The organism is Halomonas sp. 25-S5 (assembly GCF_029889845.1).
Taxonomy (GTDB): Bacteria; Pseudomonadota; Gammaproteobacteria; order Pseudomonadales; family Halomonadaceae; genus Halomonas.
Map to the genome: position 1 here is coordinate 58,723 of NZ_JARANV010000014.1, position 24,018 is coordinate 82,740.

23 protein-coding genes, 1 pseudogene and 1 CRISPR repeat array are annotated in these 24,018 nt (G+C 65.9%); of the genes and pseudogenes, 12 read left to right on the forward strand and 12 right to left on the reverse strand.

Annotated features, from left to right (window positions below; all coding sequences use genetic code 11):
* Positions 1 to 21: 21 nt before the first annotated feature.
* The 6 genes from OP498_RS11260 to OP498_RS11285 all read right to left on the reverse strand — a co-directional run bounded on the left by OP498_RS11260 (position 22) and on the right by OP498_RS11285 (position 3,760).
* Complete coding sequence (locus OP498_RS11260; RefSeq protein WP_280547021.1) at positions 22 to 549, reverse strand: hypothetical protein; 528 nt, start codon at positions 547 to 549, stop codon at positions 22 to 24.
* Complete coding sequence (locus tag OP498_RS11265; RefSeq protein WP_280547022.1) at positions 546 to 854, reverse strand: nucleotidyltransferase domain-containing protein; 309 nt, start codon at positions 852 to 854, stop codon at positions 546 to 548. Before OP498_RS11265 ends, OP498_RS11260 begins: the two co-directional genes overlap by 4 nt.
* Positions 855 to 996: 142 nt before the next feature.
* Entirely contained in the window at positions 997 to 1,965 is a 969-nt protein-coding gene (locus tag OP498_RS11270; protein WP_280547023.1) for a zinc ABC transporter substrate-binding protein, read from the reverse strand.
* Positions 1,966 to 2,002: 37 nt separating this feature from the next.
* Positions 2,003 to 2,893, reverse strand: coding sequence for a metal ABC transporter permease (locus OP498_RS11275; RefSeq protein ID WP_280547024.1), 891 nt, complete (start codon positions 2,891 to 2,893; stop codon positions 2,003 to 2,005).
* Positions 2,877 to 3,611, reverse strand: a complete 735-nt coding sequence (locus OP498_RS11280) for a metal ABC transporter ATP-binding protein (RefSeq protein WP_280547025.1) — start codon at positions 3,609 to 3,611, stop codon at positions 2,877 to 2,879. Before OP498_RS11280 ends, OP498_RS11275 begins: the two co-directional genes overlap by 17 nt.
* A complete protein-coding gene (locus OP498_RS11285; protein ID WP_280547026.1) occupies positions 3,611 to 3,760 on the reverse strand; it encodes a hypothetical protein in 150 nt (49 codons plus the stop codon). Before OP498_RS11285 ends, OP498_RS11280 begins: the two co-directional genes overlap by 1 nt.
* 199 nt (positions 3,761 to 3,959) lie before the next feature.
* Here OP498_RS11285 and OP498_RS11290 point away from each other — a divergent pair, with 199 nt between their 5' ends.
* Positions 3,960 to 4,433 (forward strand): tryptophan-rich sensory protein, encoded by a 474-nt coding sequence (locus OP498_RS11290; protein ID WP_280553570.1) that lies wholly within the window; start codon positions 3,960 to 3,962, stop codon positions 4,431 to 4,433.
* A 45-nt stretch (positions 4,434 to 4,478) separates the two neighbouring features.
* Here the strand turns inward: OP498_RS11290 and OP498_RS11295 are convergent, their stop codons facing one another.
* Positions 4,479 to 5,078, reverse strand: coding sequence for a class I SAM-dependent methyltransferase (locus OP498_RS11295; RefSeq protein ID WP_280553572.1), 600 nt, complete (start codon positions 5,076 to 5,078; stop codon positions 4,479 to 4,481).
* Between the two features lie 225 nt (positions 5,079 to 5,303).
* On the opposite strand from OP498_RS11295, the gene OP498_RS11300 reads away from it, so the two are divergent.
* The gene (locus OP498_RS11300; protein WP_280553573.1) at positions 5,304 to 7,214 is read left to right on the forward strand and encodes an LTA synthase family protein; all 1,911 of its coding nucleotides are present in this window, start codon (positions 5,304 to 5,306) and stop codon (positions 7,212 to 7,214) included.
* 83 nt (positions 7,215 to 7,297) lie between these two features.
* On the opposite strand, the pseudogene OP498_RS11305 reads toward OP498_RS11300, so the two are convergent.
* Positions 7,298 to 7,726 (reverse strand): annotated as a pseudogene (locus tag OP498_RS11305) (aldo/keto reductase); the annotation flags it as partial.
* Between the two features lie 92 nt (positions 7,727 to 7,818).
* Positions 7,819 to 8,202, reverse strand: coding sequence for a hypothetical protein (locus tag OP498_RS11310; RefSeq protein WP_280553574.1), 384 nt, complete (start codon positions 8,200 to 8,202; stop codon positions 7,819 to 7,821).
* Positions 8,203 to 8,414: 212 nt separating this feature from the next.
* On the opposite strand from OP498_RS11310, the gene OP498_RS11315 reads away from it, so the two are divergent.
* Both OP498_RS11315 and OP498_RS11320 read left to right on the forward strand, forming a co-directional pair.
* Positions 8,415 to 8,621 carry a hypothetical protein gene (locus OP498_RS11315; protein ID WP_280553575.1) on the forward strand — a complete coding sequence of 69 codons (207 nt, stop codon included), beginning with the start codon at positions 8,415 to 8,417 and terminating at the stop codon, positions 8,619 to 8,621.
* Between the two features lie 236 nt (positions 8,622 to 8,857).
* Positions 8,858 to 9,604, forward strand: coding sequence for an HIRAN domain-containing protein (locus tag OP498_RS11320; protein ID WP_280553577.1), 747 nt, complete (start codon positions 8,858 to 8,860; stop codon positions 9,602 to 9,604).
* A gap of 235 nt (positions 9,605 to 9,839) precedes the next feature.
* On the opposite strand, the gene OP498_RS11325 is transcribed toward OP498_RS11320, so the two are convergent.
* Complete coding sequence (locus OP498_RS11325) at positions 9,840 to 10,709, reverse strand: WYL domain-containing protein (protein ID WP_280553578.1); 870 nt, start codon at positions 10,707 to 10,709, stop codon at positions 9,840 to 9,842.
* A 148-nt stretch (positions 10,710 to 10,857) separates the two neighbouring features.
* Between OP498_RS11325 and cas3 the strand changes: the two genes are divergently transcribed.
* Positions 10,858 to 13,524: a CRISPR-associated helicase Cas3' gene (gene cas3, locus OP498_RS11330; RefSeq protein WP_280553579.1), complete on the forward strand. Its 2,667-nt coding sequence runs from the start codon at positions 10,858 to 10,860 to the stop codon at positions 13,522 to 13,524.
* Between the two features lie 8 nt (positions 13,525 to 13,532).
* On the opposite strand, the gene OP498_RS11335 is transcribed toward cas3, so the two are convergent.
* A complete protein-coding gene (locus tag OP498_RS11335; RefSeq protein WP_280553580.1) occupies positions 13,533 to 13,967 on the reverse strand; it encodes a DUF29 domain-containing protein in 435 nt (144 codons plus the stop codon).
* 270 nt (positions 13,968 to 14,237) lie between these two features.
* Here OP498_RS11335 and casA point away from each other — a divergent pair, with 270 nt between their 5' ends.
* Genes casA through cas2e form a run of 7 tightly spaced genes read left to right on the forward strand, consistent with a single transcriptional unit; the run spans position 14,238 to position 20,369 of the window.
* Complete coding sequence (casA, locus tag OP498_RS11340) at positions 14,238 to 15,920, forward strand: type I-E CRISPR-associated protein Cse1/CasA (RefSeq protein WP_280553581.1); 1,683 nt, start codon at positions 14,238 to 14,240, stop codon at positions 15,918 to 15,920.
* Positions 15,917 to 16,555, forward strand: coding sequence for a type I-E CRISPR-associated protein Cse2/CasB (gene casB / locus OP498_RS11345; protein ID WP_280553583.1), 639 nt, complete (start codon positions 15,917 to 15,919; stop codon positions 16,553 to 16,555). The genes casA and casB overlap by 4 nt, the downstream gene beginning before the upstream one ends.
* Positions 16,556 to 16,594: 39 nt before the next feature.
* A complete protein-coding gene (cas7e, locus tag OP498_RS11350) occupies positions 16,595 to 17,668 on the forward strand; it encodes a type I-E CRISPR-associated protein Cas7/Cse4/CasC (protein WP_280553584.1) in 1,074 nt (357 codons plus the stop codon).
* Positions 17,669 to 17,677: 9 nt separating this feature from the next.
* Complete coding sequence (cas5e, locus tag OP498_RS11355; RefSeq protein ID WP_280553585.1) at positions 17,678 to 18,427, forward strand: type I-E CRISPR-associated protein Cas5/CasD; 750 nt, start codon at positions 17,678 to 17,680, stop codon at positions 18,425 to 18,427.
* Entirely contained in the window at positions 18,427 to 19,128 is a 702-nt protein-coding gene (gene cas6e, locus OP498_RS11360; RefSeq protein WP_280553586.1) for a type I-E CRISPR-associated protein Cas6/Cse3/CasE, read from the forward strand. The genes cas5e and cas6e overlap by 1 nt, the downstream gene beginning before the upstream one ends.
* Before the next feature lie 27 nt (positions 19,129 to 19,155).
* On the forward strand, positions 19,156 to 20,076 hold the full coding sequence (cas1e, locus tag OP498_RS11365) for a type I-E CRISPR-associated endonuclease Cas1e (protein WP_280553587.1): 921 nt from the start codon (positions 19,156 to 19,158) through the stop codon (positions 20,074 to 20,076).
* Positions 20,076 to 20,369: a type I-E CRISPR-associated endoribonuclease Cas2e gene (gene cas2e, locus OP498_RS11370; protein ID WP_280553589.1), complete on the forward strand. Its 294-nt coding sequence runs from the start codon at positions 20,076 to 20,078 to the stop codon at positions 20,367 to 20,369. The genes cas1e and cas2e overlap by 1 nt, the downstream gene beginning before the upstream one ends.
* Positions 20,370 to 20,479: 110 nt before the next feature.
* A CRISPR array of direct repeats spans positions 20,480 to 22,217; the repeat unit is 29 nt; unit sequence CCGATCCCCGCAGGCGCGGGGCTCAACCG.
* 117 nt (positions 22,218 to 22,334) lie between these two features.
* Here cas2e and OP498_RS11375 read toward each other — a convergent pair.
* The gene (locus OP498_RS11375) at positions 22,335 to 23,882 is read right to left on the reverse strand and encodes an alkaline phosphatase D family protein (protein ID WP_280553591.1); all 1,548 of its coding nucleotides are present in this window, start codon (positions 23,880 to 23,882) and stop codon (positions 22,335 to 22,337) included.
* Between the last annotated feature and the right edge of the window lie 136 nt (positions 23,883 to 24,018).

Here is a 24,018-nt window from a genome sequence, read left to right on the forward strand (position 1 = left end):
GATGGTGGCACAGCCGATGGTTCAGGCGAAGGTGCGGTTGAACTCTTCCTCGAAGTCCCGGCTGGCGGGCGGGATGCCGAGCTGCTCGGTGCACCAGATGATAAGGCGTCGAGCGGCATGAAAGAGCACTGCGGAGAGTTCATGCAGCAGGTTGAAGTGCTCCGCTATGTCCGCGTAGTTGGTCGCATATTCATGGGCGGCCATGTTGCGAACTGCACGGCAGCGCTGCCAGTCGCTGGTGGCATCTATGACGCCTTGTTTCTCGAAAAAGACCAGAACCTTGAGGAAGTTGTCGGAGGACTCTCCCGCGAGCAGGGCACTGTGACGCATGGCGGATGCCAGTGAGTCCTGCAGCTTGGCGAACCGCTCATTGATGGCAGCGAGTGTCTCGAAGAGGTCAACATCCTTCTTGTGTTCTACCAGCCACTCGGGAAGGATGGGCCAATCGATCTTGGCTTCGGACTGGTGGAGAAACCAGGCACAGCGCTGGATGGCTTCCATGAGTTGAGCCAGATGGCGCTGTTGCGCTTCGAGAATATCGTGGGTCATGCAGCATCCTCTACGTGGACTGGCCGAGAATGCTTTATTGCGATGGCCTGGAAAGGCGTCGGTTCATGGCCTTGTGTATAAGTCACGATATCCACAGGCAGTTGCAGGCGTGCCTCGAGTGCCTGCTTCAACTCGGCGCGGGTGAGGAGCGAGATGGGACTGAGGGACACCAGCAGCAGATCGAGATCCCCGCCGCGGCGGGCGTCATCGAGACGCGAGCCGAAGACACGTACGTCGATATTCTCTCCGGCGAACTGACGAATGCAGGAGACGATGGTTTCTCGTTGGGGACGCGTGAGTCGCATGCTGCATGGCTCCTTGCAGTGCCGGGTATTCTGCGCCCGGGATAGCCAGAGTCTAGCATTTCTTGCCGTTCAGGCAGCTCAGGTATCGGCCTTGCAGAGCGGCGCCACAAGGCGTCCTGATCGCTGATTCTTGAACGTTCACTCAGTGTTCATGGCCGTGCACGTCGCCGCCTTCGCTCTTGCCCGGCTCGGCCAGGGCATCGTGCAGGATGCGGGCGTTGTGGCGCATCATGCCCAGCCAGCTGCTGGCCTCGCCGTCGCTGGCCAGGGCATCGGCATAGAGGGTGCCGGCCACCGGCAGGCCGGTCTCCTCGGCCAGCTGGTCGATCATCGCCGGGCTGGTCATGTTCTCGTGGAACAGCGCCTGGACATGCTTCTCGCGGATCACGTCGATCAGCCGGGCCATGTTGGCCGCGCTGGGGTCGGCCTCGGTGGTGAGTCCCTGGGGCGAGAGGAACGCCAGGCCGTAGGCGCGGGCGAAGTGACGGAAGGAGTCATGGCCGGTGATCACGCTGGTGCCGGCGGGAATCTCGCCGAGCCGCTCGCGTAGTTCGCTGTCGGTGGCGGCGATCTCTGCCAGGTAGCGCTCGGCACCGGCCCGGTAGGCCACGCTGTTGGCCGGGTCGGCTTCGATCAGGCCCGCGAGGATGTTGTCCACGTAGAGTGGCCCCATGCTCAGGTCTTGCCAGGCGTGGGGATCGATGGGGCCATGGCCGTGATCCTCCCCATCGTCGTGGTCATCATGGCCGTCGTCCTCCGCGGCGGCGATCCGTGCCGCGATGCCGTCGGTGGCCACTACCAGGGGACCGGTGAAGTCGCTGGCGTCGATCAACCGCTCGATCCAGCCCTCGAACTGCAGTCCGTTGAACACCACCAGGTCGGCCTCGGCCAGGGCGCGGGCGTCGGTGGGGCGCGGCGAATAGACATGGGCATCACTGTCGGGGCCGACCAGGGCCGTCACCTCGACATGCTCGCCGCCGACGTTCTCGATCATGTCGGCGAGGATGCTGAAGCTGGTGACCACCTGAATGCGCTCGGCGGCCAGGGCGGCGGGCAGGGCTAGCAGGGTGGAGACCCCGGCAAGCAGGGCGCAGAGGCGTGAAAGGCGCATGGCAGGATTCCTCGGTGGTTGTGTCAGGGGTGCCGTGTCAGTCGTGTTCGGGGGCGCCCAGTGGCGCGGCATGGCGGCGCCACTGGGCAGTCAGGCTATGGTGGCGGCCGAACAGCGCGGAGAACACATAGCCGCTGCCGGCCAGCAGGATGATGGCCGGCCCCGAGGGCAAGCTGAGGTGGTAGGAGAGCAGCAGGCCGCCGGTGCTGGAGACCAGGGCGATGGCGATGGCGATGGCGATCAGCCCCTCCAGGCGCTGGCTCCAGAAGCGTGCCGTGGTGGCGGGCAGCATCATCAGGCCCACGGCCATCAGGGTGCCCAGCGTCTGGAAGCCGGCTGTGAGGTTGAGCACCACCAGCCCCAGGAAGATGCCGTGGATCAGGCCGCCACGCACCCCTTGGCCGCGCAGGAACAACGGGTCCAGGCACTCCACCACCAGGGCGCGGAAGACCACCGCCAGGATCACCACGATCAGGCTGCTGATAGCGGCGATCAGCACCAGGGCGGTGGAGTCCACGGCGAGAATCGAGCCGAACAGCACATGGGTGAGATCCACGCTGCTGCCGCCCAGCGATACCAGCATTACCCCGGCGGCCAGCGAGATCAAAAAGAAGCTGGCCATGGCTGAGTCCTCCTTGTGGCCGGTCATCTGCGACACGCTGCCGGCGAGCACCGCGATCAGCAAGCCCGAGAGGATACCGCCCAGGCTCATCATCGGCAGCGAGAAGCCGGCGGCCAAAAAGCCCAGCGCCACCCCGGGCAGGATGGCGTGGGCCATGGCGTCGCCGATCAGGCTCATGCCGCGCAGCATCAGGAAGACCCCCAGCGGGGGGGCGGCCAGCGACAGCGCCAGGCCGGCCACCAGGGCACGCTGCATGAAGCCGTAGTCGAAGGGGGCGAGCAGCCAGGCGTCAAGCAGTGCCAGCATGGGAGGCATCCGGAAAGGTCAGGGGCAGGCGCGGTGCGCGGGGCACCAGGCCGCTATGGTGGTCGAGCAGGGCATCCGGGCTGACCCAGCGGCCATGGCCGCCGGAAAGCAGCAGCACGTCGTCGGCCAGGCGGGCGAGCTGCTCCATGTCGTGGATCACCACGATGATGGTGGCGCCTTGCCGGGCCATGTCGCGCAGCACCTCCATCAGCACGTCCACCGTCTCGATGTCGACGTTGGCGAAGGGCTCGTCGAGCAGCAGCAGCTCGGCCTCCTGCATCAGGGTGCGGCCCAGCAGGGCGCGCTGGCGCTGGCCGCCGGAGAGCTCGCCCAGCGGGCGGTGAGCCAACTGCGAGATGCCCAGTCGCGCCATGATCTTGCGACCGCGCCGATAGTGGGGGCCGCAGTAGCCCTTCAGGGCACCGTGGCTGGGCCAGGTGCCGCTCATGATCAGCTCTTCCACGCTCATCGGGAAGCTGAGGTCCAGCGCCAGCTGCTGGGGCAGCCAGGCCCGGCGCTCGCGGGGCACCCGGCACTCCACGCTGCCGGCCACCGGGGCCAGCATGCCCATGATGGCGGCGATCAGGGTGCTCTTGCCGGCGCCGTTGGCGCCGATCAGGGCGGTGATGGCGCCGTCCATGAAGCGGCCGTCCAGGTGCTCGAGGATCGTCTGGCCGCCGCGGGCCAGCTGCAGGTCATGCAGTTGCAGGCGCGACATCAGGACCACCACCCCGCGGCCCAGGAGACCGTCAGCCACAGGGCGGCGAGCGGTGCGGCGACCAGCAGCAGGCGGCGAGTCGCGGAGAGCGACATCAGCGAGAAATGGCAGGGCCCTTCCGGGCGATGCCGGTGTTGGTGGTGAGCCATGGGGGAGCCTCCGGAAAACTGGCGGAGGTTATAACATAACAATACGGGCGCTGACCACCGCCAGACGCGCCGCCGGGCTGGAAGCGGTTCACCGCCGCCATGGCCGCTGTTCGGATCCCCGGGGCGCGATGCCGCGGCCTGGAGGGCCAGGGGGAGTGTGGTAACCTCCCCTGACGCCTGACTGGCAAGGAGGCCGCGCATGACCCCGACCCGCTCACTGATGATCTTCCTCGGTTGGCTGGTGCTGGTGATGCTGGCCGCGCTGAGCGGCATCGCCACCCCGCCCGGCGAGTGGTACGCCGGCCTGGCCAAGCCACCGCTGACCCCGCCGAATCTCGCCTTCCCCATTGCCTGGAGCACGCTCTACCTGCTGATGGCGCTGGCCGCCTGGCGGGCCACCCTGGCCGCCCCGCCCGCTGCACGCTGGCACATCCTCTGGCCCTTCGTCGCTCAGCTCGCCGCCAACGCGCTCTGGTCGATCCTGTTCTTCGGCCTGCACGGGATGGGCCTGGCGCTGCTCGACCTGCTGCTGCTGTGGGGGCTGATCGTGCTGACCATCCGTCGTTTCGCCGGCGTCTCGCACCTCGCCGCCTGGCTGCTGGTTCCCTACTTGGCCTGGGTGAGCTTCGCCGCCTACCTCAATGTCGCCACCTGGTGGTTCAATGGCGGCTAGCGGCCTGTCGGACTCGACGCTGACCGGCTGCGAGCGCCGGCCGGCCTAGGCCGGGCGCTTGCGGGCGATGAACTGCACCACGGCGCCCAGGCCGGTATGGCCACGTCCCTCGACCACCTGGCGGTCGAACTCGCGGCTCGAGAGGATCTCGAAGTCGGCGAAGGCCGCCTCCAGCTCCGCGGCCGTGGGGGTGCGGTCCGGGGTGTCCGGCCCGCCGGTGTCCCGCGGCACCTGGGCCGGGGTATAGGCCTCCAGGATCAGGATCCCGCCGGGCTTGAGGGTGCGCGCCACCTGGCGGTGCAGGTGCGGGCGGCCCGCCTCGGGCACGTGGCAAAAGATCGACACCACCGCGTCGAAGGCCTCGGCGGCGAAGTTGTGCTCGGTGAGGTCGGCGACCCGGGTCTCCAGGGGCACGCCCTGCCGCTCGGCCAGCCGGGCCGCCTTGCGCAGGCCGACCGCGGAGGCATCCACGGAGAGCACACGATGGCCGAGCCTGGACAGGTAGACGCCGTTGCGTCCCTCGCCATCGGCCAGACACAGCACCTGCCGCGGCGGCTCGCCGATCATGCCCACCTGTTCGCGCAGGAAGTCATTGGGCTCGGTGCCGTAGACGTAGTCGTCGGTGTCGTAGCGTTCATCCCACATGGCAATCCCCCGAACATGGTTATCAATATAGCCACCGAGAATACCAAGGGTCGGGGGCGGCGTCTGCGGGAGGGCGCAGGGTGCAGAGGAGTAAGGGCGAGCCGGATCAGCGGCGCCCCAGGGGGACTGCCCGCCACCTGACCCTGTCCGGGCGTCATGATCGTAGGCCGTGCCATGCTAGAATCGACCGCTTGCTCGTCATGAACAGAACATCGGACAGACATCGTGATACCACCCGCTCAACGCCCACGCCCCGGCCTCTTCCTCACCTGGCTGCGCTTCCTCGTGGTCCTCACGCTGATCACTGGGGGCCTTCGCCTGGTGTCGGATGCCGTGATGACGCCCGAAGGGCTCTGGCCCACCGCCTGGTGGTGGGGGCTGCGCTTCGACCTGGCCATCTCGGCCCTGCTGGCCGGCCTCACCACCCTGGTGCTGTGGCCAGCCTCCCGCCTGCTAAAATGGCTGCCCCGTCGTGGCTGGCTGGTGCCCGCCGGTGCCCTCCTGCTGTTTGCCCAGCTGGGCGACTGGCTCTACTGGCAGGAGACCGGCCGCCATGTCGGCTATGAGGCGGCGGAGCTCGCCAACTCCGCCGGCAGCCTGGGCGGCATGCTCATCGCGCAATGGCCCTACCTGCTGGGCATCCTCGCCTTGCTGGGCGTCATCGCGCGGGTTCCCGTCGCCGAGGCTCGCCTGCGAGTGCGCTTCGCGCCCGAGCTGGCCATGCTGGCGGTGATCGTCGCCACGGTGCCGATCGTGCGAGGCGGCGTGAGCGGCGTACCCCAGAGTCCCGACGATGCCCTGAGGCTGGGCAACCCCGAGGCCGCCACCGCCGCCCTCAACGGTGCCTACGCGGCGCTGCACGGCCTGCAGCGTGGCCAGAAGTATGCGCTGGAGCCCATGCCACTCGAGTGGATGCGTGACGACCAGGCCCGTTCACGGGTGAATCGGCTGTATCCCGACGCTGCCCTGGCGAGCGGCGAGCCCCGCCGGATGAACGTGGCCTTCGTGCTGCTGGAGAGCTGGGCTAGCGTCTTCATGGCGCCCCTCGACGACGGCCGCCCCGTGACGCCGCGCTTCGACGCCCTGGCCGAGCGCTCACTGCACAGCGAGGACCTCATCGCTGGCGGCCGGCGCACCACCGAGGGGATGTTCAGCCTGTTCTGCAGCTACCAGAACCCGCCCGGCCAGACCATCGCCCAGACCGACCTGGCCCGCCACGACTACGACTGCCTGCCCGAGCGCCTCGCCCAGGCCGGCTGGCAGACCGCCTTCTTCCAGGGGTCCCACGAGAACACCAGTGGCACCGGCGCCTTTGCCCAAGCGCTGGGCTTCCGGGAGAGCCTTGGCAAGGAGGCCATCGAGCAACGCCAGTGGCCCGAGAACTACTGGGGCGTCTACGACCGGGACCTCTATCGCTTCGTCCTGGAGCGCATGGGGGACATGCGCGAGCCCATGCTGGTCGGCATCAACACCAACACCACCCACGACACCCAGGTGCCACCCGGCATGACCCCGCTGATCGACAGCGACTCACGTGCCGCGGGGATCCGCAACACCCTGCACCTGGCCGACGAGGCGGTCGGCGACTTCGTCGAGGCCATCGAGTCCCGCGACTGGCAACATCCCTGGCTGATCGTGCTGGTGTCCGACCATACCTCGCGGGTGGAAGGCTCGATCCTCGAGCGCTCCCGGCTGCCGTTCCTGCTCTATGCGCCGGGCATCGTCGAGCCCGGCCGTCCCTCGCGCACCGGCCATCAACGCGATGTGGCGCCGACCCTGGCCGACCTGCTGGACCTGCCCTTTCCCGGCGCCATGGGCCACTCGCTGCTCGACCCGGCCGCCCCCCAACTCGCCGAATACCATCAGGCGGGTACCCTGGGCTGGGTCATGGACGACCAGGTGGTGGAGTTCTCGCTGCTCGACCCGACCCGGCAGCGTTGTTTCGCCTGGCAGCCACCGTCAGCGCCGGGCCCCGAGCAACCGTGCGACGAGCGCGCCCGGCAGGGCGTGAAGGACGCCTATGCTCTGACCCAACAGGCCCAGCGGCACCTGTTCGATGGCACCACCGCGGAACTCGCCCGACAGGCTCGCCATCACGACAGCCGCCGCTCACTCGCCGCCGGAACCCCGCCATAGCCGAACTCCTCGGTGTCGACCTCCGCCTGCTGGGCCTCGCCGTAGCGGGCCCCCGCCACCTGGTCCGGGGTCATCATGGCGTCCAGCCGGGTCAGCGCGCCCACGCTCTCCTCGATGGGCAGGCTCTTGTCCCAGCGGTGCAGGTAGTAGAGGTCCAGATGGTCGCTGCCCAGCCGCGCGAGGCTCGCCTCGCACTGGCGGCGCAGCGTCTCGGGGCGCTCGTCGATCACCTTGCGGCCGAGTGCCGGGTCCATGGCCATGCCGCACTTGCTGGCCAGCAGAATCTCGCGACGCTTGCCCGCCAGCGCCTTGCCCACCAGCCGCTCGTTGGCGGTGGCGCCGTAGAGGGTGGCGGTATCGACGTGGCGATAGCCCATATCGAAGGCTGCGTCGAGGGCGCGCAGCGCCTCGCGCTCGGGAAGCGGGCTGCCGTAGCCGTGGGAGAGGTTCATGCAGCCCAGGCCGATGGCGGGTGAAGCGACGGCATTCAGGCGAGTAAAGAGGGTCGTCATGGGGTTCCTTTTGATTCCTCGATCACATGAGGCGATATCACCAAAGAATAGCAGCCACCCGTCGGACGCGGCCATCGCCCGCGGTGGCGATACTATCGAAAATCGAAGTACTCATAGGCCAGGTTGCGGCGCGGAATGCCCAGCTCCTCCATCTGCTGGCTCACCGCCTCCTTCAGCCCCTGGGGACCGCAGAAGCGGATCTCCACGCTGTCGGCCGGCACCTCGCGGGCGATCTCGGCCAAGCGCTCACGGAAGGCCGCGCTGTTTGGCCCGGCGGGTACCGGTACCAGCTCCACCCAGCCCCAGCGGCCGGCCAGGATGGCCGAGGTAGCCATCAGCGCCAGGGCCGCCACCCCCGCCGCCAGGCTTAGGGTGGCCGAGGTGGCCCAGGTCGAGGCGGGCACTTCCCAAAGCACCAGTAGAAAGCTAACGGCGACCGTGATGCCCACGGCCTGCCAGGGTTTCAGTACCTTCATATCTTGCCTCCTTCAGTGACTGTCACGGTGACGCCGGGGAGGGGGGAGGCTTGCTCTGTTATGTGGGGATTATCTGCGTCAAAGCTGCAGCGAAGGTGCAAGAAGCGAGAAAACAAAGGCGGCTAACGAAATGGGGGGCGGCGTGATGCTTGTGGAACGCAGGATGCTATAGTAACGAGCAACACGGCCCCGATCGGCGGATCCGCTCTGCGGTGAAGCTGCTGAGAAGTTTTTTGATTCCGGGTGGCTGGGGCGACGCCATGATCGATCGTGAGGGAGTCGAGCAAGGGCCGGGCCAGGTTATCGATATTGCGGGCTGGGACATCCATCAGGAGTACGAAGTCTTCCCGGTGGGCGCTCGGGACAAGTTATTGCTGGTCTGCCCGGACCCGGCTCCCTTTGACTTCTCCAGGGGGTGATAGGCGGCGCCTACCCCTGATCGAAGGAGTCGCCGAGTACTGTCGGAACTTTCCCCATATCCGACCGATACTGATAGAACGGCTGCAGGGATGGTGCGAAGATGACTTGCAGGCCATGCTGCACCGCCTCACACAGTTTGACCTTCCGCATCCACTGACAGTGCAACGTGCTGAGTTTATTGCCTTCCTGACGCTGACAAGGAGAGCGCGCCTGCTGGAGGCACTGGAGAACTGACATGACCCGCTTTATCGAACATCTGGTGGAACCACAGCGGCTGCTGCTCTACTGGCAGGCCCGTGAGAGCAAGAAGCGCTCTCGCTACCGTGTGGGTCAGCTGGTGATGAAGGGCGGTCAGATAGTGCTTCAGTACGACCATGGTCCCGAGATGGCAGAAGCGAGAAAAATGGGCTTCGAGGGCTATCCGGCGTTCCCGCTGAAGCAGGTGGAGCACAGCCACCAGGTGATTGAGGCCTTCAAGCGCCGGCTGCCGCCGCGAAGCCGAGGGGATTTCAGTCGCTATCTGGAGCTGCGTGCCATTCCCTCCGATGCCGAGATCAGCGATTTCGCCCTGCTGGGCTACAGTGGTGCCAAGCTGCCCAACGACGGGTTCGAGCTGGTTCACCCCTTCGATGACCCTCCTGAAGCCTTCGAGGTGCTGGTGGAGATAGCAGGCTTTCGCCACGAGGCCGAACTCAACGCGGCAGAGCTGAGTGAGGGTGACCCCGTTCAATTCGTGCCGGAGCCCGAGAACTCGGTTGAGGCGCAAGCCATCAGGATGGAGAGCGCCGGACACAAGTTGGGCTATGTTCCCAGGGGGCACTTGGATATGCTGCACCGCATGCTGGACCGGGGCGCTGAGTTGGACGGCGAAGTATTCCGCACCAATGGCAACCCCGAGCGCCCCTTGGTCTATGTGCTGACCCGTATCCGACTGGATGACCGGCCGGCTATGCCGGCCAATGCGCTCAGGATGCAGGCCTGAGCCTAATGGGCTCAGCGCCCTCAACCTTGTGCTTTAATACGGCACCCACCTCCTGGCCCTCACGAGCCTAGGCGGGGGCTGTTATGTGCGTTCGTCGCTGATGCGCCATACCTGCATCAGGCGCTCCACGGTGTGGGACCAGGTGCTCGGTATCGTCGTCGTCCTTGGCCGGGTCGATCTGCGAGTAGCCTTCGGTCAGCGAGCTTCCAGCCTTGTTCGATCGCCATGTACTCTCCTAGCCCCAGTGGATCCAGGGTGCCAGTGCCTGGGCATTGGCGATCTCGACCTGCTGGGCCCGTGGTTCGGTCTCGACGTGATGGGGATTCACCCCCACCTCGCGTAGCGCATACAGCACCAGCGGGCCTCGGCACGACAGGGCAAGCTCACCGTTCTGCATGCCAAAGTCCCCCGCGATGAGCGCGCGCTCCCGCGGTGGCAGCCGACGGTCGGGAATCAGGCGCACCTCGACCCGGGTATGCCAGGCCATGTCCTCGGCGATGCCGTGTTCGCCCAGCATGTCGCCACACGGTTCAGGCACGCCGCGGAAGCGGCTCAGCACGAAATCCCGGTAGTCGCGATGCTTCTCGCAGAAGGCACGCACGTGCCAGCGCCCGGCGGCGAACACCAGGGTATGCGGCACCAGGATGCGGTCTTCGCCCGCGGGACTGGTGAAGGACGCGTAGGTGACCTCCAGGCGCTGCTCATCACGCGCGGCCTTGACGATCTCGCGCACGACCCTCGGTGAGACCTTGCGGCTGGGCAGCGGCAGCGATTCGGTGGTGGCCGAAGCGAGGCTCAGCCCGGCAAAGGGCGACGCCGGCGCTTGATCGGAACCCATCAGGTGCAGGTACTCCTCAACCCGGCCCCGGACGAATCGTGGTGCAAAGGACTCGGTAGGCAGGAACCCCTTGCGCGATTCGTCGTAGAGGAGGTTGCCCGGCGCCACGGCGCGGTACTGGCGCAGCACCTTCTGCGCCTGCTGTCGCCCGATGCCGAAGGCCTCGCCTAGCTGTGAGGCCACCACCCGACCTTCCCACAGCGCCAAGATCTCGATCAGCCGGTAGCGGGCCAGGGTATCCCAGGCGAGTGCCGTGGCTTCGGGCATGGCGAGACGCCTCCTTCCGTGGTGGAGACCTCAGCATGAACGAAGTCAGGACCGGGTTGAAGGGTACGGTGGTTGGATGCACAGGGGTGGCGGAGTGGGGTTAGGGGTGTTTGGATGAAAGACGAGGATGCCATTCGGAGAGACAGGGATGTCATATCACCGCTACTGGGGAAAGGCGAAGCCGGCTGCTGAAGGGGAGCAATGCCATTTGCTGCCCTATCACAGTCTCGATGTGGCCGCCGTGGGTTGGCACCTTTTTGCTCCCGAATACTCCTTGACTCGGCGCCTGGCAACTCAGCTCGAGATGTCACCCGAGGCGTTGCGCTGTTTCCTCGTTTTCCTGCTGGGCCTGCACGATCTCGGCAAGTTCTCGCGGGCCTTCCAGGGTCTGGCGCAACCCGAAGGCGTCGACCTGGTGCCCGCCATCGAGCGGCTGGTCTACACCGAACGCCATGACCGGCTGGGTGCCTTGCTGTGGGATCGGTGCTGGATAGCTTGGCTGCGCGAGGGGGTGTTGCGTTGGCCTGATATCCGGCTGGAGCGCAGCTCGCGCCGGCAACTCGGCGAAGCCATGAAGGCCCTGATGACGCCGATGTTCGGCCACCATGGCCAGCCGGTCGAGGCGGACCAGTTGGCGCTCGATCGCTTCTTCGACCGGGATGAGCGAGGCGATGACGTCGAAGCCGCTCACCGGTTCGTCGCCGAGTGGGCGGCACTTATCCAGGTCGAATGGCCCGTTGAGCAGTTGCTGTCGGCTGCGTGGCTGGAGACCTTCCGGTCGCTGAGCTGGACCATCGCGGGCTGGGTGACGCTCAGCGATTGGCTGGGTTCTCATCAGCAGCACTTCCCGTATTGCCAGTCGCCTAGGCCGCTTGCCGAGTACTGGGAGCAGTCTGCCCAGCCGGGAGCCGAGCGGGTGTTGCGCGATACCGGGTTCGATCGACTGCCGCAGCCATTGGCCTACGCTGGGCTGGCGCCCTGGTTCAATGGCCAGCCGGTCACGCCGACGCCCTTGCAGCGCGAGGCCGAGTCGATCCCGCTCTCGGCGGGAGCGCAACTGTTCCTCCTCGAGGACGTTACCGGCGCCGGCAAGACCGAGGCCGCCTGCATCCTCACCCAGCGGCTGCTGGCCGAGGGGCATGGCGAGGGCCTCTACTTCGCCCTGCCCACCATGGCGACCTCCAACGCCATGTACGAGCGTCTCGGCAATCTGCATCGCCGCTTCTATACCGCCGATTCTCATCCTTCCTTCGTGCTTGCCCATGGGGCCAGCCGCTTGAACGAGGCGTTCACCCTGGCGATCGACCGGCCCCAACCCGGCGACCGCGACTACGAGCCGGGGGAAGCGACGGCCACGGCGCAGTGCAATCGCTGGCTCGCCGACTCGCGCAAGAAGGCGCTGCTCGCCGAGGTGGGAGTCGGCACCATCGATCAGGCCCTGATGGGGCTGCTACCGTTTCGTCATCAGTCGCTGCGGCTCTATGGCCTGGCGCGCAAGGTGCTGATCGTCGATGAAGTGCACGCCTACGACCAGTATATGCAGACGCTACTGGGCCAGCTGTTGAGCCATCATGCTCGCCAGGGCGGCAGTGCCATCCTGCTCACCGCCACACTACCCAAGGCGATGCGCGAATCCCTGGCCGCGGCCTGGTGGACCGGGCTTTCCCGTGAGCCTATGTCTCTGGTGCGAGACGATTTTCCGCTTTTGACGCAGATAACCCCCGAGGGACCGCGGGAGGTGGCATTGGGCTCGCACCCTGAGGTGTCGCGCGAGGTTAAGGTCGACTGGCTGACGCAGGAAGAGCAGGCCATCGACATCCTCCTGGCCGCCGTCGAGGCCGGTGAGTGCGTCGCCTGGGTGCGCAACACGGTGGATGATGCCATTCGCGCCTTTGAGGCGGTGCGTGAGCGCCACCCCGACCCCGAGCGTTGCCTACTTTTCCACAGCCGCTTCGCCATGATCGACCGGCAACGCATCGAATCGCAGGTCATCGACCGGCTGGGCAAGGCGTCCTCGCCACAGCGGCGTAGCGGCCAGGTGCTGATCAGCACCCAGGTCTTCCAGGAATCCCTGGATTGCGACGTCGACCTGATGGTCAGCGATCTCGCCCCCATCGACCTGCTGGTTCAGCGCGCCGGTCGCCTGCAACGGCATGCGCGTGGCTTCAGGCGTCCGCCCATCCTCAAGGTGCTGGCTCCCGATTGGTCGGAGGATCCGGATGAACAATGGCTGAAGCGTGCCTTGCCCGGCACCAATGCCGTCTACCGTGACACCTCGCTGCTCTGGCTGACTCAGCGGGTGCTGCGCGACCGGGGCGCCATCCGCATGCCCGAGGAGGCGCGGCCTTTGATCGAGGGGGTCTATGGCGAGGTGGCCGATCAGGTGCCGGACGGCCTCCAAGGCGCGCGCTGGGAGCAACGCGGCATGCAGGGAGTCGCCGAGTCCATGGCGACCTTCAATGCTCTGGAGCTGGAGGCCGGCTATATCTGGGATCGACACAAGTGGCAGGAAGAGCAGGAGATCGGCACACGACTGGTCGATGAGCCGACGGTCAATGTGGCGCTGCTCGCGTGCGATGCCGAGGGTTCTCTGAGGCTATGGGCCGAGGGCGAGCGGCATGCCGACATGCTCAGCCAGCTCAAGCTGCGCCAGAGCCAGGCCCGCAAGCTGGCTGCCCTTTCTGGGGAGTGCCAGGCCCAATGGGAGGCCCTGCAGGAGCGCTACCCGGCGCTGCGCTTCGTTCAGCCGTGGCTTGCCGAGTCCGATCCTGGCGGTGGGTACAGCCCGCAACGTGGGGTGGAATTCTCACGCTGATCGCCGGGTCAGGGGGAATCCTCGGGAGTGAAGGTCATCGCTTCGTCGAAGCTGTAGAGGCATTGCTCCGGAAAGGTATCCAGGTCCAGCTCGGCCTCGATGGCGGCGGCCCGTCGGGCATCGTCATAGGCCTCGGACATCAGCTCGCCCAGCGAGCCCTTCAGGCTCGGGTTTTCGCTCAACAGCCTTGTCACCTTGACCTGGGCATCCTGGATGGTCAGGGACCAGCTGCGCGAGCGGCGTTCGGGTTGGTGGTCCCACTTGAGCAGGTGGATGAAGAGCCGGGCCAGTTGGCTGACCAAGGCACGACGTTCGCTCTTGCCCATGCTCTCGATCTCCTCGGCCAGGTGCTCGGTGTCGAGTTGGTCCAGTTTGCCGCGGCGCAGCAGAGAGGCCTGCTCCAGAGCCCAGGCATAGGCGTCCTGATCATAGTGCGTCGGCATTTGAAGGCTCCATGGGTCCCGGTTTCAACGACCTTGGGACAGCATAAGCCCCGAGTCGTCATGGAACCACCAGGAGAAGCCCCGCTAGGGCGGGGAGCACATATCCCAGTAGGCAGTTCACTGCTCTTCTTATGGGTCATCCTCTCTGAGGAGAGGAACCTCGTTTCGATTATCGTTTTGGGTGTTGTGATGTCAATGCTCTTCTTCCTTTGTGTGATGTGGCTTTCTGATCTAGGTTGAGTGAACCGTCATTTGCAAGGAGTGTGACGCATGAACTTGTTATGGGCCTCATGGCTCCCCTTCCGTGCCAGGGATGGTAGCGTCGCCTACCGCCCACCCTCGGCCATCGCCGATCCGGATATCGTCGACCTGGCATTGCCACGCGCCGATTTCCAAGGGGCGGCCTATCAGTGGCTGATCGGCCTGCTCCAGTCCGCGCTGGTGCCGAAGGATCACGATGAGTGGCTGGATCGCTTCGCCGACCCACCGGTTGGTGAGGCATTGGAGACTTCCTTCACGCCCTTTTCTGCGGCCTTTGCATTGGATGGCGAAGGGCCGCGTTTTATGCAGGACCTTGATCCGTTGGCGGAAACCGAACCGGCGACGGTGGCGGGACTTCTGATCGACTCGCCGGGGGCCAATGGCGTCAAGAACAACACGGACCTGTTCGTCAAGCGCGGTCGGGTCGATACGATCTGCCCGGATTGCGCAGCGTTGGCTCTCTTCACCATGCAGGTCAATGCCCCCGCTGGTGGGGCGGGTATTCGGGTAGGCCTGCGCGGCGGTGGCCCGCTGACGACTCTGGTGCTGCCGGACGACGCTGAGGCCAGCCTGTGGCAGCGTCTGTGGCTGAATGTGTTGCCCCTCGCCTCGATCACCCGGCGAGGCCAGGAAAGCGCTGCGCCGCGAGCCGATGACGCCACCCTCTTTCCCTGGATGGGGACGACCCGAATCAGCGATCGCATGGGTACCGAAGTGTTGCCGGAGCAGATGCACCCCCTGCATCCGTACTGGTCGATGCCGCGTCGCTTCCGCCTACTGGTGGAAGATTCCTTCTGCCGATGCGACCTCTGCGGCAGGGAGTCTCAACGAAGCGTTCGTGAGATTCGGGCTCGAAAGCAGGGCATCAACTATGCCGGCCCCTGGCAGCATCCGTTGACCCCCTATCGCCGTGATCCCAAGAAACCCCAGGAACCGCCTCTTTCCCTCAAGGGACAGCCGGGCGGCTTGGGGTATCGCCACTGGTCGCACCTGGTGCTAGAAGACCCAAAGAACAGTGGCTCCTTGCCGGCGGGTGTGGTGCACGACTACCTCCATGGCAAGGCTCCCGCTAACCGGCTAGCCCGGCAGTGGGGTGACGACATCAAGGCACTGCTCTCGCATGCCAGGCTATGGGCCTTCGGCTACGATCTCGACAAGATGAAGCCCCGTGCCTGGTACGCCGTGGAGATGCCGCTGGTGGCGGTGTCACCGGAGCAGCAGGAGACGCTCAGGGCCTGGGTGCAATCCTTCACGGAGCTGGCACGCCAGGTGGCTTGGACGGTGCGCAATCAGGTCAAGGCTGCCTGGTTCGCTCGCCCCGGTGATGCCAAGGGGGACATGAGCCCCATCGACAGCCAGTTCTATGACGCGACCGAGCCTAACTTCTTCCGCGCGCTATTCGACATGCAGGTGGCCCTGCAGCAGGGCGAGGGTCCGCATGTGCCGTCGCGGGTCGCCAAGGCGTGGTATCAGGCACTCAAGTTCGAGGCGCTGCGACTGTTCGATGACCAGTCCCTGAGCGGTCCGCCGGTCGAGCTGGACATGAAGCGTGTGATTCGGGCCCGCCGACACCTGCTGGCCTGGTTGGCGGGAGGCAAAGGGGGAACGGTTGTGAAGAACTTTGCCGAAGAGGGCGGTTTCCCGCTCACGGCAGCCCAGGAAGCCACACCCACCGAGGAGGTTGCGCCATGAGCGAGGAGACGATCATGGGGGGTACGCAGAAAGAGCGCGCGGTTCCCGAACGTTTGCTGGCACTGCAGCCAGACGAGGCCTTTGAGTTGCGCCAGTGGTGGCAGCGCCTGACGCTCTCCTCCGAGGAACTGAAAGCCTTCACCACGGTGCCGCCCTGGCCGAAGGGCGTGCGTGCCCGACTAAAGCGTTGCGAATCCTCGGAGGCCGCCATGCTGACCGAAGGCTTTCGCCATCTCTGGCAGCGGCTACCCGGGGCGTCGGTTCAGCTGCGTGACGAACGACTCCAGGCCTGGAGCTGTATTGCCCTGGTGCTGACGGAAGTTCGCGGGGACAAACCGAATGCCACCTTGGGGAGCCGGCTGGGCAAGGAGAAGGAGAAGACCGGCAAGCCGCTCATGAGCGAGCTGCGTTTCCAGCAGTTGATGGGTTGCCGCACACCGGAAGAGCTGGTGCAGCGACTGCGGCGTGCCCTGGCGCTGATCGACAGGAAAGACGTCAGCGTCGTCTACCTGGCCGACAACATTGCGCTCTGGTGGCGGGAATACCGCGGTGGGCTGGACTCCCGGCCCACGAAACGGCTCGGCTTCGTCTGGGCCAACGACTACTTCGGGGCGCTGCCACATAGCGGTGCATGAGCGCCCATTTTTGCCATCACGACGACAGAGACTTTCATCATGAGCCATTTTCTCCAGCTTCATCTGCTGACCGCCTATCCGCCGGCCAACCTCAACCGCGACGACCTGGGACGGCCTAAGACCGCCATCATGGGAGGCGCCAAGCGCCTGCGGGTCTCCTCCCAGAGCCTCAAGCGTACCTGGCGCACCTCGGCGCTGTTCGAGGAGGCGCTGGGGCAGCACCGTGGTCAGCGCACCAAGCGGGTAGGAATAGAGGCTGAGCAGCGCCTACTCGAGAAAGGTATCAAGGCAAAGGACGCCCGCGCCTGGGCAACCGAGATTGCCAAGGTCTTCGGCGACGTGGCGAAGGGCGAGCTCGCGACCAGCCAACTGGTGCATATCGGACCCGAGGAGCAGGCGGCGGTGGATGCCCTGGTCGAGACACTGGTCACTGAGAACCGGGCACCGGCGGAGGCGGATCTCAAGCTGCTGCGCCATAAGCCCGCTGCAGCGGATATCGCCCTGTTCGGTCGTATGCTGGCGGCGGTTCCGGAATATAACGTCGAGGCAGCCTGCCAGGTGGCCCACGCCATCACCGTTCATGCCGCCGAAGTGGAGGACGATTACTTCACCGCCGTGGACGATCTCAACACCGGCGATGAGCACCGCGGGGCCGCCCACGTCGGTGAGGCCGGTTTCGGTGCAGGCCTGTTCTACAGCTATGTCTGCATCGATCGCCAGCAACTGATCGACAACCTCCAGGGCGATAGCGAACTGGCCGATCGAGCCATCGCCGCCCTGGTGGAGGCCGCCGTGCGGACCTCGCCCAAGGGCAAGCAGAACAGCTTCGGCTCCCGTGCCCACGCCAGCTATGTGCTGGCCGAGAAGGGCGATCAGCAGCCACGCTCGCTCTCGGCATCTTTCCTGCGCCCGGTCACCGGTCAGGATCAGGCCGAGGAGGCCGTCCGGCGCCTCGAGAAACAAGCGAAGGCATTTGACACGGCATACGGGCCCTGTGCCGAGCGGCGCTATGTCCTCTCTGCGCTGCCGGATTACCCTGGCCCTTCCTTCGAGGGAGAAGCCGTCACCGGCAACCTCTCTGGCCTAGTCGAGTTTCTCAAGGCCGATCGGTAAGGAGCCGTCATGACGGAATATCTGGTCTTTCGGCTCTATGCGCCGCTCGCCAGCTGGGGGGAGGCCGCCGTGGGCGAGACTCGCCCCACCGCCACCCATCCCGGGCGAGGGGCGATCATCGGTCTGCTGGCGGCGGCTCTGGGCATCAAACGCGAAGACGAGGCGGAGCAACGGGCCCTCTGTGACAGCGTGCATATCGCCATCAAGCAGCGTTCTCCCGGCATCCTGCTGCGCGATTATCACACTGCCCAGGTGCCGGCGGCCCAGGCCAAGGTGACCTATCGCACGCGGCGGGATGAGCTGAATGCCCCTCGCAAGGTCCTCAACACCATTCTTTCCAGCCGTGATTACCGCTGCGACGGCCTCTGGACGGCGGCGGTATGGCTCACCGAGGGGGCGAATCATACCCTCGAGGCCCTGGAGACGGCCTTGCGTCGACCGAGCTTTCCGCTCTACCTGGGGCGCAAGTCCTGCCCCCTGGCCGCCCCCCTGGCGCCTCGCCGGGTCGAGGCCGAGCACTTGCGGGGAGCCCTTGATAGCGTGTTCGACGAAGTGGTTCCCGGCGAAAAGAGAGTCCTGCGGCTTCCCGATGACGTGCTGTATGCCTGGGAGGGTGGCCCCGAGCGACTGGACGGCCACGATCAAGTCAGTGGCGTGCAGTCTTCCGAGGTCTGGGACCGGCCCCTCAACCGCCGGCGCTGGCAATTCGGGCCGCGCGTCGAGTTCCGGCGCCTGGAACACCACGGGGAGAAGCGCTGATGTATCTCTCACGCGTTCGTGTCGATCTCAACGGGCTCACCCGTGAGACCTTGTTCGAGATCCTGGAAGGCGGTGCCTACGGGGCACACCAGTTGTTGTGGCGACTGTTTCCCGATCTCGATGCACCGCGCCCCTTCCTGTTCCGCCAGGAAATGGAGGAGGCGGATGGCACTCAAGGGAAAATTCCCAAGGGGCTGCCATTGTTCTACGTGCTATCCGACCGGGAGCCGGTCGCCATGGCGGACTTGCTTGACGTGCAGAGCAAGCCGTTCGCGCCCACGCTCGAGCCTGGAGATCGCCTGGCGTTTCGGCTCCGCGCCAATCCTACCGTGGCCAGGCGAGTACCGGGCGCCAGGCATTCACCGCGCAGCGACGTGTTGATGACGGCGAAGAAGCCGTTTCCGCCAGGACAGCGCACCAGCGCTGACTGTGTTCACGCGATGGATCAGGCTGCACGAGACTGGTTGGTCGAACGATCGGAAGGATTTGGCTTTCATCTCCCGGTTCCGCCGGAGGTGGGCGCCTATCGTCAGCACGCGCTGCAGAAACCCGGCCGGCGAGACGCCATCCAGTTCTCCAGTGTGGATTACGAAGGGCTGCTGGAAGTCGTGGATCCGGGGCGCCTGGTCGAGACGCTGGCGCGGGGAATCGGGCGTGCCAAGGCCTTCGGTTGTGGGCTGATGCTGATCCGCCGGCCATAGGCATTCTTCAGGGGTAGGGAGGCTGTTATGGGGTTCGTTCCACTCAAGCCGATTCCGGAAAAGGACCGCATGTCGATGATTTTCCTTCGCAAGGGGCAGATCGATGTGCGTGATGGGGCCTTCGTCGTCATCGACGAGGTGAACGGCGAACGTATGCACATTCCCGTGGGGGCGGTGACCTGCTTGATGCTCGAACCCGGAACCCGGGTTTCGCATGCTGCCGTCAAGTTGGCCGCGACAGTCGGTACGCTACTGATCTGGATCGGCGATGCCGGTGTGCGCCTCTATAGCGCTGGCCAACCGGGGGGAGCACGTTCCGACAAGCTGCTCTATCAGGCACAGCTAGCACTGGACGATTCGCTGCGCCTGAAAGTGGTGCGCAAGATGTTCGAGCTGCGCTTCGGCGAGCCTCCGCCGTCACGGCGCAGTGTCGACCAGTTGCGCGGCATGGAGGGGGCCAGGGTTCGCAAGACCTACCAGTTGATTGCCAAGCAGCATGGCGTCAAGTGGTCGGGTCGCCGTTATGACCCGGCCCAGTGGGATGCCTCCGATGTCGCCAACCAATGCCTTTCCGCCGCAACAGCTTGTCTCTATGGCCTCACTGAGGCGGCCATACTGGCGGCGGGTTATGCACCGGCCATCGGCTTTCTGCATACCGGCAAGCCGAAGAGCTTTGTCTACGATATTGCCGATATCGTCAAGTTCGATACGGTGGTGCCAGCCGCCTTTCGAGTTGCAGCGCGCAACCCGCCCATGCCGGAGCGTGAAGTGCGCATTGCCTGTCGGGATGCCTTCAAGCAGGCCAAGATTCTTCAGCGGTTGATTCCCATGATCGAAGAAGTCTTGGCAGCCGGTGAGATTGAACCGCCACCTCCCGCCCCCGAGGCCGTGCCCCCGGCGATACCCGAACCGTCTTCCATCGGTGATGCCGGGCACAGGAGTGGATAATGGCCATGCTCATGGTAGTGACCGAAGCCGTACCCCCGCGCCTGCGAGGCAGGCTCGCCATTTGGTTACTGGAAATCCGTGCGGGGGTTTATGTCGGTGATGTCAGCAAGCGCATTCGGGAGATGATCTGGGAGCAGGTCAACGCCCTGGCCGAAGATGGCAATGTCGTGATGGCCTGGGCCAGTAACCATGAATCCGGTTTCGAGTTTCAGACCCATGGCACCAACCGCCGCGAGCCCTGGGACCATGATGGCTTACGCTTGGTGCGCTTTATGCCGATTGAAGCCAAGTAGTTGATAAGTTTGGCTCTTTAAAAAACCAGGCTGAACAAAAAATAGGCAAAATCGCTGGTGGAAATTCCGCTGGCGATTTTCCTTTTGCAGGACAAGTGGTTACGATTAGTCCGATCCCCGCAGGCGCGGGGCTCAACCGTCTGCAGGGTCATAGCTTCCAGCGTGCCACAACCGATCCCCGCAGGCGCGGGGCTCAACCGGCCGATGGCCGGTCTTGACCTCACCCGCGATCCCGATCCCCGCAGGCGCGGGGCTCAACCGCTGTAGGTCAGGTCGCGCACGATGGTGCCGCGCCGATCCCCGCAGGCGCGGGGCTCAACCGCTGCTCAGTGAGACGGACACCAGCACCGAGAACCGATCCCCGCAGGCGCGGGGCTCAACCGTCATCGACAAGGCCCGCGATGCCGAGGGGCAGCCGATCCCCGCAGGCGCGGGGCTCAACCGGCTAAGGAGAAAGGCCGATGGACCGTGCTCTGCCGATCCCCGCAGGCGCGGGGCTCAACCGCCCGAAACCGCCTTCTATCTCTGCGAGCACAACCGATCCCCGCAGGCGCGGGGCTCAACCGATCAGGCCATGGACACCGGCAAGGGTGGCCGCCCGATCCCCGCAGGCGCGGGGCTCAACCGACTGCGGTGGACAGGCTACCGTGGCGCGGCGGCCGATCCCCGCAGGCGCGGGGCTCAACCGTTCATCAAGCAGCGCCGCCACCATCTGACCGTCCGATCCCCGCAGGCGCGGGGCTCAACCGTCTGGGCTTCGAGGCGGTCAACGCGATCCTGGCCGATCCCCGCAGGCGCGGGGCTCAACCGGTGGCGATGATGCGATGAGCGGTGGTGGTGGCCCGATCCCCGCAGGCGCGGGGCTCAACCGGTTACGCGCCAAGGGGTGATGGGCTTGATGCCCCGATCCCCGCAGGCGCGGGGCTCAACCGTTCCCGAGGCGCGGGCGGTTCGCCGAGACCCGCCGATCCCCGCAGGCGCGGGGCTCAACCGGCCGATGATTCGATGCTCTGTTCCTCCGTAGGCCGATCCCCGCAGGCGCGGGGCTCAACCGCGTATCCGCCGATGGTGGTTGGCTCCGATGTGCCGATCCCCGCAGGCGCGGGGCTCAACCGCCCACGGCGTTGACCACGCCGGCACCGGTGCCCCGATCCCCGCAGGCGCGGGGCTCAACCGTACATGCCCTGGGCCGGCGGATAGCTCTCGCGCCGATCCCCGCAGGCGCGGGGCTCAACCGTCGGTGGCGTCGGTCTCGTGGCGGGCGATCTGCCGATCCCCGCAGGCGCGGGGCTCAACCGCACGATCTCGCCGGGGTTGCTGTACAGCTCGACCCGATCCCCGCAGGCGCGGGGCTCAACCCGCCGAAGGCCGCCAGAAAACTCCTCCCGTAACCCGATCCCCGCAGGCGCGGGGCTCAACCGTCTGCCGTGCAGAGTGCATCCAGCAGCTCGTTCCGATCCCCGCAGGCGCGGGGCTCAACCGCCATAGACCTGTTCGCCGGAGCCGGCGGGTTCCCGATCCCCGCAGGCGCGGGGCTCAACCGATCGCCCTAGATCCGTGGAATGATTGGCAGCTCCGATCCCCGCAGGCGCGGGGCTCAACCGGTCGGCCTGGGCGGCTATGTGGTGGGCCGTAGCCGATCCCCGCAGGCGCGGGGCTCAACCGTTCATCGGCCTGACCATAGGCGGCTACAGGGCCCGATCCCCGCAGGCGCGGGGCTCAACCGTCCTTGCCGTTGAAGCGAGTCTTCTTGAAGCCCCGATCCCCGCAGGCGCGGGGCTCAACCGTTGCCGTTCACGCCACTGTCGCCGCTGTAACCCCGATCCCCGCAGGCGCGGCGCATCGGCCTGACGCTGTTCCTGCTCGCGATGGCCGGTTTTGCGCTGGATCTTCATCTGAAGCAAGCCTGTTCACGACAGCGCCGCCGGGTCCAAGACCTGGCGGCGCTGTCTGCCATGGGGATCATCAGGCCGGCTGGGGCTCCAGCGCCTGGCTGTGCAGGGCGTTGCCGGCGGAGTCCATCAGGGTGACGGTGAGGGTCTCGCTCTCGCCGTCCAAGTCCACCTGGCCGAAGAACTGGTAGCCGTCGGAGGGCGGCAGGTTGGACTGCCCTTCCGGCGGGGCCTTCTGGAACACCACCTCGGGGCCGAAGGTGCCATCCAGCTCGCCGGGGCCGAAGGTGCCGGCGTGGAGCGGGCCGCTGACGAACTCCCAGAAGGGCGCGAACTCCTTGAAGCTGGCGCGCTCGGGTGAGTAGTGGTGGGCGGCGGTGTAGTGCACATCGGCGGTGAGCCACACCACGTTGTGAATGGCTTCGTCACGGATGGCGCGCAGCAGGTCGGCGATTTCCATTTCGCGCCCCAGCGGCGCGCCGTGATGGTCGTTGGCAATGGCTTCAAAGTGCTCGCCGTCGCGCACGATCAGCCCGATGGGCATGTCGGCGGCGATGATCTTCCAGGTGGCGGTGGAGTGGCGCAGGCCGTCGAGCAGCCAACGTAGCTGGTCCTGGCCCAGGAAGGTGGCGGCCTCGCCGTCGCTCTGTCGGTTGCGGCTGTTGGCGGCGCGATAGCTGCGCATGTCCAGCATGAAGACCTCGAGGCCGGGGCCGTAGGCGAAACACCGGTGGATCCTGCCGGGGGCGTCGGGCATCTGGCGTAGCGGCATGTACTCGAGGAAGGCGCGGCGTGCGCGTGCCGCTAGCAGGCTGGCGTTCTTCTCGGTGTAGCGGCTGTCGTCGAGGAGCTCACCCGGGTACCAGTTGTTCAGGGTTTCGTGGTCGTCCCACTGGGCGAGCATGGGTACCTCGGCATTGAATTGCCGCACGTTGGCGTCCATCAAGTTGTAGGCGAACTGGCCGCGGAACTCCTGCAGGGTTTCGGCCACCTTGCGCTTCTCTGGGGTGACCAGGTTGCGCCAGATTTCGCCGTTGTCCAGCGTCACGCTCTCCTCAAGGGGGCCGTCGGCGTAGACGGTATCGCCGGAGTGGATGAAGAAGTCGGGCCGCTGCCGGCGCATGGTGGCGTAGGTGGTCATGCCGCCGCGGGACTCGTCGATGCCCCAGCCTTGGCCGGCGGTGTCGCCGGACCAGACGAAGCGGACGTTGCGACGCGTGGTCGGCGGCAGGCGCAGCTGCCCGGTAACTGGCTCGCTGATCGCGCGATGGTCATCCAGGGCAGCGAAGCGCACGCGGTAGTGGGCGGTATCCATGTCGGCCAGGCCGGTGATGTCCAGCTTGGCGGTCAGGTCGGTGGCGGGCAGCACCTCGGGGCCAGTGAGCTGGCGAGCACCAAGAAACTCGGGGTTGTCGGCGATCTCCACCAGCATGCGTGAGGCACGGTCGGCACGGGCCCAGAGCATGGCACGGTCATGAAGCATGTCGCCGCTCATCACGCCGTAGGGCAGCACCGGGCGCCGGCCTTGGGCCAGCACGATGGAGGGGGCGGCCAGGCAGGCGCCGAGAGTGGCCCCCCCCTTTATACCGATCTTGAGGGCATCGCGACGGGTGAAATTCATGAGAGCCTCCGAGGATGATGAGTTCCGCAGGAGCATCATCCTGTCTCCCGATGACAGCACCTTGTCGGTTCCATGACACGCCTGTTTCCTCTACCACCTCGGGCGAATATGCCAATCTCTACGCATCATCTCCGCT